The 14,832-nt window shown below is 72.3% G+C and carries 8 protein-coding genes; all 8 read left to right on the plus strand.

From position 1 onward, the window contains the following. The first annotated feature begins 416 nt into the window (after positions 1-416). The 8 genes from ABZ862_RS20575 to ABZ862_RS20610 all read left to right on the plus strand — a co-directional run bounded on the left by ABZ862_RS20575 (position 417) and on the right by ABZ862_RS20610 (position 14,686). Positions 417-1,205: an ABC transporter ATP-binding protein gene (locus tag ABZ862_RS20575; protein WP_360960035.1), complete on the plus strand. Its 789-nt coding sequence runs from the start codon at positions 417-419 to the stop codon at positions 1,203-1,205. Continuing rightward, a complete protein-coding gene (locus ABZ862_RS20580; RefSeq protein WP_360960036.1) occupies positions 1,202-3,781 on the plus strand; it encodes an FtsX-like permease family protein in 2,580 nt (859 codons plus the stop codon). Before ABZ862_RS20575 ends, ABZ862_RS20580 begins: the two co-directional genes overlap by 4 nt. A gap of 461 nt (positions 3,782-4,242) precedes the next feature. Then, positions 4,243-7,788 (plus strand): transcription-repair coupling factor, encoded by a 3,546-nt coding sequence (gene mfd / locus ABZ862_RS20585; RefSeq protein ID WP_360960038.1) that lies wholly within the window; start codon positions 4,243-4,245, stop codon positions 7,786-7,788. Between the two features lie 180 nt (positions 7,789-7,968). After that, complete coding sequence (locus tag ABZ862_RS20590) at positions 7,969-8,712, plus strand: HNH endonuclease family protein (RefSeq protein WP_360960040.1); 744 nt, start codon at positions 7,969-7,971, stop codon at positions 8,710-8,712. Positions 8,713-8,945: 233 nt separating this feature from the next. Further along, positions 8,946-11,180 carry an N-6 DNA methylase gene (locus ABZ862_RS20595; protein ID WP_360960042.1) on the plus strand — a complete coding sequence of 745 codons (2,235 nt, stop codon included), beginning with the start codon at positions 8,946-8,948 and terminating at the stop codon, positions 11,178-11,180. 322 nt (positions 11,181-11,502) lie between these two features. Beyond that, complete coding sequence (locus tag ABZ862_RS20600) at positions 11,503-12,156, plus strand: hypothetical protein (RefSeq protein ID WP_360960044.1); 654 nt, start codon at positions 11,503-11,505, stop codon at positions 12,154-12,156. A gap of 38 nt (positions 12,157-12,194) precedes the next feature. Further along, complete coding sequence (locus tag ABZ862_RS20605) at positions 12,195-13,679, plus strand: serine/threonine-protein kinase (RefSeq protein ID WP_360960211.1); 1,485 nt, start codon at positions 12,195-12,197, stop codon at positions 13,677-13,679. Positions 13,680-13,858: 179 nt separating this feature from the next. Next, a complete protein-coding gene (locus ABZ862_RS20610) occupies positions 13,859-14,686 on the plus strand; it encodes a glycoside hydrolase domain-containing protein (RefSeq protein WP_360960045.1) in 828 nt (275 codons plus the stop codon). Positions 14,687-14,832 lie beyond the last annotated feature (146 nt).

The following is a 14,832-nucleotide window of genomic DNA, read 5'->3' on the forward strand; positions in this document are numbered from 1 at the left end:
CCGGGTGGGGCGGGTCAGGCCGGTCGGGCCGGTCGGGCCGGGTCGGGCCGGGCCGAAGTGGCGGCGACCCTGAGGCGGCCTCCGCCCGGGGGTGGAAAGCCCCTAGGGGTAGCTCCTCATCAAGGGTCGGGGAACGGTCGTCCCGGCGGAGGACGAGACGGGCGGGGTGCGCTCCTTAACCTGGCTTTACGCCGCTGGGGGGTGGCTGACCGAACCGACGGGGGTGGGGTTTTCCCCAGCAGAAGACGGGGCTCCGCACCAGCGCGCCGCGGGCCCCGGGACGGAAGACTCGTCGGTGTCGTCGAGGAGACGGCACCGGGACCGGGCGCCGGCCGACCACACCGACCACTGACCGCTGATCACTTCAGCATGTGCGCCTACGCATATCACTCGTTGACCGACATAGGAGATGTACCGTGACTTCGGCTGTGACCATTCCCAGGCACGGGGGTACTGGAGAGCGTACGGCCGTCGCCGCGCGAGCGCGGCAGGTCGTCAAGGCATACGGGGCCGGGGAGACCCGCGTCGTCGCCCTCGACCATGTCGACGTGGACATCGCCCGCGGCCGGTTCACCGCGATCATGGGGCCGTCGGGCTCCGGCAAGTCGACGCTGATGCACTGCCTCGCGGGCCTCGACACCGTCTCCAGCGGCCAGATCTACCTGGACGAGACCGAGATAACCGGCTTGAAGGACAAGAAGCTCACGCAGCTGCGCCGGGACCGGATCGGCTTCATCTTCCAGGCGTTCAACCTGCTGCCGACGCTGAACGCGCTCGAGAACATCACGCTCCCGATGGACATCGCCGGCCGTAAGTACGACAAGGCGTGGCTGGGACGGGTCGTGGAGACCGTCGGTCTCGCCGACCGGCTCAAGCACCGCCCGGCGCAGCTGTCCGGCGGTCAGCAGCAGCGGGTCGCCGTGGCCCGCGCCCTGGCGGCCCGCCCGGAGATCATCTTCGGTGACGAGCCGACCGGCAACCTCGACTCGCGCGCCGGCGCCGAGGTGCTCGGCTTCCTCCGGACGTCCGTGGACGAGCTGGGCCAGACCATCGTGATGGTCACCCACGACCCGGTCGCCGCGTCGTACGCGGACCGCGTGCTGTACCTCGCCGACGGCCGCATCGTCGACGAGATGCTCCAGCCGACGGCCGATCAGGTCCTCGACCGCATGAAGGACTTCGACGCGCGGGGGCGTACGTCATGACGGTGCTGAAGACCTCCCTGCGCAACTTCTTCGCGCACAAGGGGCGCATGGCCCTGTCCGCGGTCGCGGTGCTGCTGTCGGTGGCGTTCGTGTGCGGGACGCTGGTGTTCACGGACACCATGAACACCACCTTCGACAAGCTGTTCCAGGCCACCTCGGCCGATGTCCAGGTGAGCCCCAAGGGCGCCTCCGACACCGGTGAGACCACCTCCGACACCGGCAAGCCGCCGGTCATGCCGGCCTCCGTGGTCGACGGCGCGCGCCGGGCGCAGGGCGTGCAGTGGGCCGTGGGCACGGTGTTCTCCACCTCGGTGACCGTCGTCGACGCGAACAAGGACAGCCTCTCGCCCAAGAGCGGCGGCCCGACCATCGTCGGCAGCTGGAACCGCAACGACGCCCGCACCATGAAGATCACCGACGGTGCCGCGCCGCACGGCTCCGGCCAGGTCATGGTCGACGCCGACACCGCACGCAAGCACCACCTGAAGCTCGGCGACCGGATCGGCCTGATCAGCGCGGTCGGCACGCACACCGCGCGGATCTCCGGCATCGCGAAGTTCGACGTCACCAACCCCGGTGCGGCGATGTTCTACCTGGACACCCCGACCGCGCAGCGGGCCCTGGTCGGCCGGACCGGCGTCTACACGAACGTCGAGGTCATGGCGGCCGGCGGCGTCACCCAGACGCAGCTGAAGAAGAACGTGGCGGCGTCCCTGGGCGGCGACTACCGCGTCCGCACCGGCAAGGAGATCGCGGACGCCAACCAGAAGAGCGTCGCGAGCTTCATGGACGTCATGAAGTACGCGCTGCTGGGCTTCGCCGGGATCGCCCTGCTGGTCGGCATCTTCCTGATCGTCAACACGTTCTCCATGCTGGTCGCCCAGCGCACCCGGGAACTCGGCCTGATGCGGGCCATCGGTTCCTCGCGCAAGCAGGTCAACCGATCCGTGCTCGTCGAGGCGCTGCTGCTCGGGGTCGTCGGCTCGGTGCTGGGCGTCGGCGCCGGTGTCGGCATCGCGGTCGGCCTGATGAAGCTGATGAGCCAGATGGGCATGGAGCTGTCCACCGACGACCTCACCGTCGCCTGGACGACCCCGGTGGTCGGCGTGGTGCTCGGCGTCGTCGTCACCGTCCTCGCCGCCTATCTGCCCGCCCGGCGCGCCGGCAAGGTCTCCCCGATGGCCGCGCTGCGGGACGCGGGCACCCCGGCCGACGGCCGCGCGGGCGCCGTCCGCGCCGTGCTCGGCCTCCTGCTCACGGCGGGCGGGGCGTACGGCCTGTACCTGGCCGCCACCGCGGACAAGGCGGCGACGGGCTCCGGGTGGCTCGCCCTGGGCGTGGTGCTGTCCCTGCTCGGCTTCGTGGCCGTCGGCCCGCTGCTGGCGGCCGGTGTGGTCCGGGTGCTCGGCGCGGTCCTGCTGCGGGTCTTCGGCCCCGTGGGCCGCCTCGCCGAACGCAACGCGCTGCGCAATCCGCGCCGTACCGGTGCCACCGGCGCGGCCCTCATGATCGGCCTGGCGCTGGTCGCCTGTCTGTCGGTGGTCGGCTCCTCCATGATCGCCTCGGCGATGGACCAGTTCGACAAGACCGTCGGCACCGACTTCATCGTCGTCAACGACTCCGGTGTGCTGATCACCCCGGAGGCCACCCGGGCGGTCAAGCGGACGCCGGGACTGACCCACGTCACCGAGTACCGGAACATCGCGGCGGACTTCACGACCCCGGACGGCAAGACCGTCAAGGGCCAGGACCTCGCCGCGGCCGACCCGACCTACGCCGACGACCTGCGGGCCGAGACGGCCGACGGGAAGCTCGCGGACGCCTACCGGCCGGACTCCATGTCCGTCCACGAGAAGTTCGCCGAGGCGCACGGCATCCACCTGGGCTCCACGATCTCCGTCGCCTTCAAGGACGGCGCCACGGCCCGCCTCACGGTCCGCGCGATCACCAAGAGCGACGTCATGATCGACAAGGGCTCGATGTACACCGCGACCTCGACGCTCGAGAAGTACGTGCCCGCCGACAAGCTGCCGCTCGACCAGATCCTCTTCGCCAACGCCGAGCCCGGACAGCAGGCCGCCGCCTACAAGGCGCTGAAGTCCGCGCTGCACGACTACCCGCAGTACCTGGTCCGCGACCAGACCGACTACAAGCAGTCGTTCAAGGACCAGATCGCCCAGCTGCTGAACATGATCTACGGCCTGCTGGCACTGGCGATCATCGTCGCGATCCTCGGCGTGGTGAACACCCTGGCCCTCTCGGTGGTCGAACGGACCCGTGAGATCGGCCTGATGCGGGCGATCGGCCTCTCCCGCCGCCAGCTGCGCCGCATGATCCGCCTGGAGTCGGTCGTGATCGCCCTGTTCGGCGCGCTCCTCGGCCTCGGCCTCGGAATGGGCTGGGGCGCCGCCGCCCAGAAGCTGCTGGCGCTCCAGGGCCTGAACATGCTGGACATCCCCTGGCCGACGATCACCGCGGTCTTCCTCGGCTCGGCCTTCGTGGGCCTGTTCGCCGCCCTGGTACCGGCGTTCCGGGCGGGACGGATGAACGTCCTCAACGCGATCGCGACGGAGTAGCCGCCGCTGCGGGGGCCGGCCGGAGGTCGCCCCCCGCAGGGGGTGCCGATCGCACGGCGGGCGCGGGCCCGGTACCGGGAAGCCTACGGGGGGCTTCCCGGCACCGGGCCCGTCGGCGTTGCGGCGGGGAGGAGGCGGTCGGTCCGGCGCGCTCCTACGGACGGGTGGCCGGGGCCGTACCGGGGGCAGGGGTGCGTACGGAGCCGTCCACGGGGTGTAGCGCGGGGACAGCGGCGAGTTATCCACAGGCCCCGGCGCACGCCGGGGCGGCGTCGTAGGCTGGAGACCCCCGCCCCGCCGGACGTGTCGGGCTGTTCGTGCTGCCCGCTCTCCTCCGACCCGGCCTCGGGAACCCGGCGGACCCCGCCCGAATCCCGTACTCCTGACCCGCGACCCTGACCTCCCGCAACCCGGAACCCCGCAACACCGAACCCCCGCACCCTCGGACGAAAGCCCCCTCCATGAGCCTGCACGGTCTGCTCGACGCCGTCGTCAAGGACACCGCCCTCGCGGAAGCGATCAAGGCGGCCACCGACGGCAACCGGATGCACGTCGACCTGGTCGGCCCCCCGGCGGCACGTCCCTTCACCGTGGCCGCGCTGGCCCGCGAGACCGGCCGTACGGTGCTCGCGGTGACCGCGACCGGCCGGGAGGCCGAGGACCTGGCGGCGGCCCTGCGCACGCTGCTGCCGGCCGACGGCGTCGTGGAGTACCCGTCGTGGGAGACGCTGCCCCACGAGCGGCTCAGCCCGCGCAGCGACACCGTCGGCCGCCGTCTCGCCGTACTGCGCCGCCTGGCCCACCCGACCCCCGGCGACCCCGCCACCGGCCCGGTCCAGGTCGTCGTCGCGCCGGTGCGGTCCGTGCTCCAGCCCCAGGTCAAGGGTTTGGGCGACCTGGAACCCGTGGCCCTGCGGACGGGCGGCACGGCCGACCTGGACACCGTGGTCGAGGCGCTCGCGGCGGCCGCGTACGCACGCGTCGAACTGGTCGAGAAGCGCGGCGAGTTCGCCGTGCGCGGCGGCATCCTCGACGTGTTCCCGCCCACCGAGGAACACCCCCTGCGCGTCGAGTTCTGGGGCGACGACATCGAGGAGATCCGCTACTTCAAGGTCGCCGACCAGCGCTCCCTGGAGGTCGCCGAGCACGGCCTGTGGGCGCCGCCGTGCCGTGAGCTGCTCCTCACCGACGACGTCCGCACGCGCGCGCGTGCCCTCGCCGAACAGCACCCGGAACTCGGGGAACTGCTCGGCAAGATCGCCGAGGGGATCGCCGTGGAGGGCATGGAGTCCCTGGCGCCCGTCCTGGTCGACGACATGGAACTGCTGCTGGACGTGCTGCCCGGCGGCGCGATGGCCGTCGTCTGCGACCCGGAGCGGGTGCGCACGCGGGCGAGTGACCTCGTGGCCACCTCGCTGGAGTTCCTCCAGGCGTCCTGGGCGGCCACCGCGGGCGGCGGCGAGGCCCCGATCGACGTCGGCGCGGCGTCCCTGTGGTCCATCGCGGACGTACGGGACCGCGCGCGCGAACTCGACATGATGTGGTGGTCGGTGTCACCGTTCGCCGCCGACGAGACCTTCGACCTCGGCGCCGGTTCCGACACCCTGAAGCTGGGCATGCGCGCGCCGGAGGCCTACCGCGGCGACACCGCGCGAGCCCTCGCCGACACCAAGGGGTGGCTCGCCGACGGCTGGCGCACGGTGTTCGTCACCGAGGGCCACGGCCCCGCGTCCCGTACGGCGGAGGTGCTCGGCGGCGAGGGCATCGCCGCCCGCCTGGACCCGGACCTCGGTGAACTGTCCCCGTCCGTCGTGCACGTGTCGTGCGGCTCGATCGACAACGGTCTCGTCGACCCGCGGCTCAGGATCGCCGTCCTCACCGAGACCGACCTGACCGGCCAGAAGGCCGCGGGCCGCGACGGCGCGCGGATGCCGGCCCGGCGCCGCAAGAGCATCGACCCGCTCACCCTGGAGGCCGGCGACCACATCGTCCACGAGCAGCACGGCGTCGGCCGCTACATCGAGATGGCACAGCGCACCGTGCAGGGCGCCACCCGCGAGTACCTGGTCGTCGAGTACGCGCCCGCCAAACGCGGCCAGCCCGGCGACCGGCTCTACATCCCCACCGACCAGCTGGAGCAGATCACCAAGTACGTCGGCGGTGAGGCGCCCACCCTGCACCGGCTCGGCGGCGCCGACTGGACGAAGACCAAGGCGCGCGCGAAGAAGGCCGTCAAGGAGATCGCGGCCGACCTGATCAAGCTCTACAGCGCGCGCATGGCCGCCCCCGGACACGCCTTCGGCGGCGACACGCCGTGGCAGCGCGAGCTGGAGGACGCCTTCCCGTACGCGGAGACCCCCGACCAGCTGACCACCATCGCCGAGGTCAAGGACGACATGGAGAAGTCGGTCCCGATGGACCGTCTGATCTGCGGCGACGTCGGCTACGGCAAGACGGAGATCGCGGTGCGCGCCGCGTTCAAGGCCGTCCAGGACGGCAAGCAGGTCGCCGTCCTGGTGCCCACGACGCTGCTGGTGCAGCAGCACTTCGGCACGTTCGGCGAGCGTTACGCGCAGTTCCCGGTCAACGTGCGCGCCCTGTCGCGTTTCCAGACCGACACGGAGGCGAAGGCGGTCCTGGAGGGCCTCAGGGACGGCTCCGTGGACGTCGTCATCGGCACCCACCGGCTGTTCGCCTCGGAGACCAAGTTCAAGGACCTCGGTCTGGTCATCGTCGACGAGGAGCAGCGCTTCGGCGTCGAGCACAAGGAGCAGCTGAAGAAGCTGCGCGCCAACGTCGACGTCCTGACCATGTCGGCGACCCCGATCCCGCGCACCCTGGAGATGGCGGTCACCGGCATCCGCGAGATGTCGACGATCACCACCCCGCCCGAGGAGCGCCACCCGGTGCTCACCTTCGTCGGGCCGTACGAGGAGCGGCAGATCGGTGCCGCCGTACGCCGTGAACTGCTGCGCGAGGGCCAGGTCTTCTACATCCACAACCGCGTCGAGTCCATCGACCGCGCGGCGGCGCGGCTGCGCGACATCGTTCCCGAGGCGCGGATCGCCACGGCGCACGGCCAGATGTCGGAGTCGGCCCTCGAACAGGTCGTCGTCGACTTCTGGGAGAAGAGGTTCGACGTCCTGGTGTCGACGACGATCGTCGAGTCGGGCATCGACATCTCCAACGCCAACACGCTGATCGTCGAACGCGGCGACACCTTCGGCCTGTCCCAGCTGCACCAGCTGCGCGGCCGGGTCGGGCGCGGCCGCGAGCGCGGGTACGCCTACTTCCTGTACCCGCCGGAGAAGCCGCTCACGGAGACCGCGCACGAGCGGCTCGCCACCATCGCCCAGCACACGGAGATGGGTGCGGGCATGTACGTGGCGATGAAGGACCTGGAGATCCGCGGCGCCGGGAACCTGCTGGGCGGCGAGCAGTCCGGTCATATCGCGGGCGTCGGCTTCGACCTGTACGTGCGCATGGTCGGCGAGGCGGTCGCGGACTACCGGCGGCAGCTGGAGACCGGGGAGATCGAGGAGGAGCCGCCCCTGGAGGTCAAGATCGAGCTGCCCGTCGACGCGCACGTCCCGCACGACTACGCGCCCGGCGAGCGGCTGCGCCTCCAGGCGTACCGGGCCATCGCCTCCGCCAACTCGGAGGACGACATCAAGGCGGTCCGCGAGGAACTCACCGACCGCTACGGCAAGCTGCCCGAGCCGGTGGAGAACCTGCTGCTGGTGGCGGGACTGCGGATGCTGGCCCGCGCGTGCGGCGTCGGCGAGATCGTCCTGCAGGGCACCAACATCCGCTTCGCGCCGGTGGAGCTGCGCGAGTCCCAGGAACTGCGCCTCAAGCGCCTCTACCCGGGCTCGGTCCTCAAGCCGGCCGCCCACCAGGTCCTGGTGCCGCGCCCCAAGACGGCGAAGGTGGGCGGCAAGCCGCTGGTCGGCCGCGAACTGCTCAGCTGGGTGGGCGAGTTCCTGGCGTCGATCCTGGGGTCGTGACGGCCGGAGACGGGTGACGGAGGTCCGGGCGCACCGGCAGCCGTGCGCCGCGGCCCGGGCGGGGCTCTCTCCTCGTCCGGGCCGCGGCACGTGTGGAACGCCTTTTCGCGGTTACGGTGACACCTGTGGACATCCGCCCGGACGGAGGGCGGACCGGGGAGTTCCAGGGGAGGGCGTGCCGTGACGCGTCTGAAGGGTGGGGCGGCCGCCGCCGCTGCCGTCGTCGTGCTGCTGGGCACGCTCGCGGGATGCAAGGACATGACCGCGGGATCCGGCAGTTCGCCGGACACGACCGCGGGATCCGGTTCGGGCGGAGGCGGCGGTGCGGCGCTCGCGGCCGTGGACTCCCTCACCGTCAAGGGCCGCGCCCCGAAGACGGGCTACGAGCGTTCCCGTTTCGGCACCGCCTGGGCGGACACCGATTCGAACTCCTGCGACACCCGGGACGACATCCTCAAGCGGGACCTGAAGAACGTGAAGTTCACCGGCGGCACCTGCCGGGTGTCCTCCGGGACGCTGAAGCCGGACCCGTACTCCGGCAAGGAGGTGGCGTACCGGCGCGGGCGGAGCCTGGTGGACATAGACCACCTGGTCGCCCTGTCGGACGCCTGGCAGAAGGGCGCCAAGTACTGGGACGCCGGCAAGCGCATAGCCCTGGCCAACGATCCCCTCAACCTCCTCGCCGTCGACGCGAGCGCCAACCGCGGCAAGGGCGACGGCGACACGGCGACCTGGCTGCCGCCGAACACGTCGTACCGGTGCACGTATGTCGCCGCGCAGGTCGCCGTGAAGAAGAAGTACGGACTGTGGGTCACCTCGGCGGAGAAGGCCGCGATGAAGAAGGTCCTGTCCACCTGCCCCGGCCAGAACCTCCCCTCGGGCGGCAACCCCACCAAGGCCCCGGAACGGTTCCACGCGAACTAGTGCCGCGGCACCAGGCCGCGAGCGCGGTGCCCGAGCCGTGCCGGGCCGATACGGAGGGGCTCCCGGCACCGGAGTATCCGCAACCGCTCGTTCGCGGGTCAGTGACAGCGTGAGCTGTGAACCGAGTCAACATCAATGACAGAGGTTGACTGATACACGCCCGTGAACCGGATTCTCTTACCTCCCCGGTATGCTCGGCGTCACACACGGGGCGGGTACGAGGAAAGTGGCGCATGCAGGACAACGCGACGGAAGTGACCGCGGCGGGGATCGCACGGCTCGCCGGTGTCGGCAGGGCCGCGGTCAGCAACTGGCGGCGCCGGCACGCCGACTTCCCCAAGCCGGTCGGCGGCACCGAGACCAGCCCCTCCTTCGCGCTGGCCGCGGTCGAGGCATGGCTGCGCGGGCAGGGGAAACTCGCCGAGGTGCCGTTGCGCGAGCGGGTCTGGCAGCGGCTCGCCGGACATCCGGAAGGGCCGGTCACCGCCCTGGTGCACGCGGGCTGCGCCCTGCTGCTCATCCATGAGCGGCCCACCCTGTGGCTGGACGTGAGCGCCGGTTCCGACGAGCGGCTGGCGGCGATGCTGCCGGAGGCGATGACGGGAGTACTGGGGGCGCGGTTCGGAGCGCCGTCGGCGGGATCGTGGCCGCAGTCGCCGCAGTCGCCGCAGTCGCCGCAGTCGCCGACGACTGCTCCGTCCGTGCCTGCGGGGCCGTCCGCGGCGGGCGGCGCGCACTCCGCGCCCGCCGCCGGCGGCCTTCACGCCGTGAACCGCCCGCACCGCCCGCCCGGCGTGAACTCCCCGGTCGGCGTGAACCCCCAACGGGCTGTGAACACCACGCTCGCTGTTCACGCCCCCACCGCCCCCCAGCTCCTCCCCTCCGTCCCCCTGCTGCGCGGCGCCGCCGAACTGGCCGCCGAGCTGGGGGCCCGCCAGACCTTCGAGTTCCTGCTCGGGCGGCACCTCGACGCCAACCCGCGCCAGTACACCCTGACCCCCGCCGGTCTCGCCGGTCTCATGGCCGACCTGGCCGGCCCCGCCCTCAGCGTGCTCGACCCCGCCTGCGGCACCGGCGCACTGCTCCGCGCCGTCCCGGGCCGCCCCGGCCAGGAGTTGCACGCCCAGGACAGCGCCCCCGACCTCACCGCCCTCACCGCGCTCCGTCTCGCCCTCCACACCCGGGCCGCGGTGCGCGCCGCCGCCGGTGACACCCTGCGCGCCGACGCGTACCCGGGCCTGCGCGCCGACGCCGTGCTGTGCCACCCCCCGTTCAACGAGCGCAACTGGGGGCACGACGAACTCGCCTACGACGCCCGCTGGGAGTACGGCTTCCCCGCCCGCACCGAGTCCGAGCTGGCCTGGGTGCAGCACGCCCTCGCCCGGCTGAGGGAGGGCGGGACCGCCGTACTGCTCATGCCGCCCGCCGCGGCCTCCCGCCGCTCGGGCCGCCGTATCCGCGCCGACCTGCTGCGCCGGGGCGCGCTGCGGGCCGTGGTGGCCCTGCCGGTCGGGGCGGCGCCGCCGTACAACATTCCGCTGCACGTGTGGGTGCTGCGGCGGCCCGGTGCGGCGCCCGCGCAGCCCGAGGTGCTGCTCGTGGACACCGGCCGGTTCGCCGCGGAGGGGCGCGGCGGCCCGGACTGGCAGGCCGTGCGGGACACCGTCCTGGACGCCTGGCGCGCCTTCGACCGCGCCGGGCGGCTCGACGAGCGTCCGGGGTCGGCCCGTTCGGTGCCGGTCATCGAACTCCTCGACGACGACGTCGACCTCGCCCCGGCCCGCCATCTGCCCCCGCCCGCCGCGGCCGACGGTGCCGAGCAGCTCGTCGCCGTACGGGACCGCCTAGGCGAGACCCTGCGGCTGACCTCCGACCTCACCCCGCCACCGGCCGAGTCCGCCCACCCCGTCCGCCGGCCGCTCACGACCGTCGGTGAACTCGCCCGCGGGGGCGCCCTGCTGCTGCGCACCGGCGGAAGCGGCGGCAACGCGCGCGTGCCCGTCCTCACCGACACCGACGTCCTGGCGGGCACCGCCCCTTCCGGGACGCTGCCCGAGAGCGACGAGGAGGCCGTCCTCACGGCGGCCGGCGATGTCGTCGTCCCGGTGCTCGGCGGCGGCTCGGTCGTGCGGGTGATCGACGACACGACCGCCGGCGCCGCCCTGGGGCGCCACCTCGTACTGCTGCGCCCGGATCCCGCGGCGCTCGACCCGTGGTTCCTCGCCGGGTTCCTGCGCGGCACCGCCAACAACCGCCAGGCCAGCAGCTACGTGTCCGCGGCCACCCGCCTCGACGTGCGCCGCCTCCAGCTGCCCCGCGTCCCGCTCGGCGAACAGCGGCGTTACGGCGCGCGGTTCCGGGAGCTCGACGAGTTCGAACGCGCGCTCAGGTATGCGGGACGGCTGGGTGAGCAGCTCGTGCGCGGGATGTACGACGGCCTGACGGACGGCACGGTGACCCCGGACTGACGGCCGCCGGCCGGTGATCGGCGGCCGTCGGGGCGCGTGTCGCCCCGTACGCGCACCCGCATCCACACCGGCGTAAAACCGGCCATCGCGCGCCGGGGGGCGCACGCCTGACCCCGCCCGGAAGCCCCGGCTCCGCCGGTACCCGCCGGCACCTGCGACGTCATGGGAAGCGATCAGCACGGCAACGGTTCGGTACAACCCGGACCAGTTGTCCGTGTGGACCTATACGCTCGACGCGACAATGGCTCGAACGCCGTTGCCCGGAGCGCCGGGAAACGGCTCGCGCCCGCACACGCGTTCTACTCAGGCATCAGGAGCAGCCATGCAAGGCCACGGCTACACACCGCCGGTGAAGCAGCCGCCCGCCACCGGATGGCTGGTCGTGCTGCGCATGCTGCTCATAGTGGTCTCCTTCTGCAGTCTCGGCTTCCTGGCCTGGACGATGCTGCTGCGACTGGCCATCGTGACGCGCAAGTCGCTGGACTGGGGCCTGTTCGTGGCGGTGATGGCCGCCGACGTCCTCAGCCTGGTGCTGCTCGGCTCCGAGTCCGGCGACGAGATCCACACCACCGGCGGCTGGCTGGGCCTCTTCCTGCTGCTGGGCACGCTGGTGGCGACGACCGCGTACTTCCTGACCGCCGAGATCCGGCACTACCAGCAGCTGAGCCGGGCGGCCTACGGCGCGGGCGGTACCACCGGGACGTACGGCTATCCGCAGCCCCCGGCGCCCTACCCCGCCACGACGATGCACCACACCCCGATCCCCGCCGTCCCCCAGCCCCCGCTGCGGACACCCCCGCCGCCGGTGCAGGCGCCCCAGCCGCCGCTGTCGACCACGCCGCCGCCTCCGCAGCGCCCCGCGCCCGCCCGCATCGACCAGGTGCGCGCCGAACTCGACGAGCTGAGCGACTACCTGCGCAAGCACGACGGTCACCACGACGACCACCAGCAGGGCGACCACGAGGGCGGAAGGTGACCGTGGCGGCAGGACGGGTCGTCGCCGACCGCTACGAACTGTCCACGCTCATCGGACAGGGCGGCATGGGTCAGGTCTGGACGGCGTACGACCGGCGGCTCGACCGGCGCGTCGCGGTGAAACTGCTGCGCCCCGACAAGGTGGCCGGCCAGGAGGCCGACGAACTGCGCCGCCGTTTCCTGCGCGAGTGCCGGGTGACCGCGCAGGTCGACCACCCCGGCCTGGTCACCGTGCACGACGCGGGCACCGCGGGCGACGAACTGTTCCTCGTCATGCAGTACATCGACGGCGCCGACCTCTCCGACCATCTCGCCGAGCACGACCCGTACCCGTGGCCGTGGACGGTCGCGGTCGCCGCGCAGCTGTGCGCCGTGCTGAGCGCCGTGCACGCCGTGCCGATCGTCCACCGCGACCTCAAGCCGCGCAATGTGATGGTGAAGCAGGACGGCACCGTCACCGTCCTCGACCTCGGCGTGGCGTCCGTCATGGACACCGACACCACGCGCCTGACGCACACCGGCTCCCCCATCGGCTCGCCCGCCTACATGGCGCCCGAGCAGGCGATGGGCGGCGCGGTCGGCCCGTACACCGACCTGTACGCGCTCGGTGTGCTGATGCACGAACTGCTCAGCGGCAACGTACCGTTCGCGGGCTCCACGGCCCTCGGGGTGCTGCACCGCCATCTGTACGAGCCCCCGCTGCCCGTGCGCCGGCTGCGCCCCGAGGTGCCGGAGGCGCTGGAGGCGCTCGTCCTGCGCCTGCTCGCCAAGGACCCGCAGCACCGGCCCGCCTCCGCGCAGGAGGTGTACGACCACCTGGAGACGCTGCTGCCGCCGCGCGGTACACCCACCGGGGCGCCGCTCGATCCCACGCGCCCCTTCCTGCGTCCGCACGCCCCCTGGCCGGACCGCGCGCGCACGCCCGCGCCCCAGCCCGCCCCCGTCGCCGCCATGCCCGACAGACCCGATGTGGCCGCCGCGGTCGACGAGGTCAAGCGCCTGCTCGGCGAGGGCCGCATCACCCAGGCCGTCGACATCCTCGGCGCCATCCTGCCCGCCGCCGCCGAACAGCACGGCGAGCACTCCCCGGTGGTGCGCACCCTGCGCAAGCAGTACGTGGCCACGCTCCTGGACGACGGCCAGTACCGGCGCGCGCTGCCCGAACTGCGCCGGCTCGCCGACGAGCGCGCCACCGAGGCGGGCCACGCCGACCCGCAGTCCCTGCGCTACCGCTACGAGGCCGCGCAGTGCCTGGAGCAGCTCGGCGAACCGGCGGCCGCGCTCGCCGAGTACCGCTCGCTGCTGCCGTACTACGAGAACCAGTACGTCGCCGGCGACCCGGAGCTCGCCCACGACGTGCGCCGCCGCATCGGCCATCTGCTGCTGGCCCTCGGCGACCGCCCCGCCGCGCACGACACCCTCGCGCGTCTGCTGGGCGACGTGGAGAGGCTGCGCGGCCCGGCCCATCCGCTGGCGGCCGAGATCCGCCGGACCCTGCAATGGCTGGGGCAGGTGCGGGGGTAGAGTTTGGCGGGTCCCGAGAGATACGTGTGACCTGCACGGTCCGGTGTCCTCCGCAGGGACGGGCCGCGGCGCACCCGCCGGGACCCGTCGTGCCGCGCACTTCAGGTCACCTTCGGGTTTCGTGTCCTTTGGCGCGTTTTTTCTGCTCATGTAACGCACATCCAGGGGTGGGGTAGACCTTGTCAAGCCATCGGCAGTCGAGGAAACGCAGATACATCACGTGGGGGGCCGTCGGCGTCGCCGTCGCCGCCGGTGCGGGCATCGCGGCGCAGACCTCGATGGCGGCCACCACCTGGCCCGCCCAGAAGACCTACACCGGGCGCGCCTTCGACACCTGCGCCGCGCCGTCCGCCGCCGCCATGAAGGCATGGAACACCGGCTTCTACGGCGCCGCCGCCGTCTACGTCGGCGGGAAGAACCGCGGCTGCGCCCAGCCCAACCTCACCGCCTCCTGGGTCAAGACGGTGAGCGCGCTGGGCTGGAAGCTCATACCGCTCTACGTCGGCGCCCAGCCGCCCTGCCAGACCGGCTCCAGCCCCGAGAAGATCAGCGCGTCCACCGCGGCGAGCCTCGGCGCGAGCGACGCCGCCGACGCGGTCGCCAAGGCGTCCGCCCTCGGCATGAGGACCGGCAGCGCGATCTACCTCGACATGGAGTCGTACGACGTCACGAACACGTCGTGCAACGACGCCGTGCTGACGTACGTCCGCGCCTTCGACAAGGGGCTGCGCGCCAAGACGTACCGCGCGGGCTACTACGGCTTCACCAGCTCCAGCGCCAAGGCCATCGCCACGGCGAAGGACAAGACGGACCTGCCGGGCAACCTCTGGTACGCGCTGTGGGACAAGCAGAACACCACGACCGCCGACTGGCCGTGGGGCTCCACCCAGTTCACCGGCCACAGCCGCGCCCACCAGTACATGGTCAACAGCAAGGAGTCGCGCGGCGGCTACACCATCACCGTCGACCGTGACGCGTGGGACGCCCCGGTGGCCATCACCGGCTGACACCCGGCACGGGGCGCGCCGGAACGCCGGGGTGGCGGCGGTGCCCGAAAACCTGGTGAATCGTTGGTCGAATGGGTTGGCCTGAGCTGGGCCACTGCCTACCATCGATCACCGCAAGACTTTGTGCACCGCCGCACAAGCTCCTC

Origin of the sequence: Streptomyces sp. NPDC047000 (assembly GCF_040644295.1) — a bacterium.
Taxonomy (GTDB): domain Bacteria; phylum Actinomycetota; class Actinomycetes; order Streptomycetales; family Streptomycetaceae; genus Streptomyces.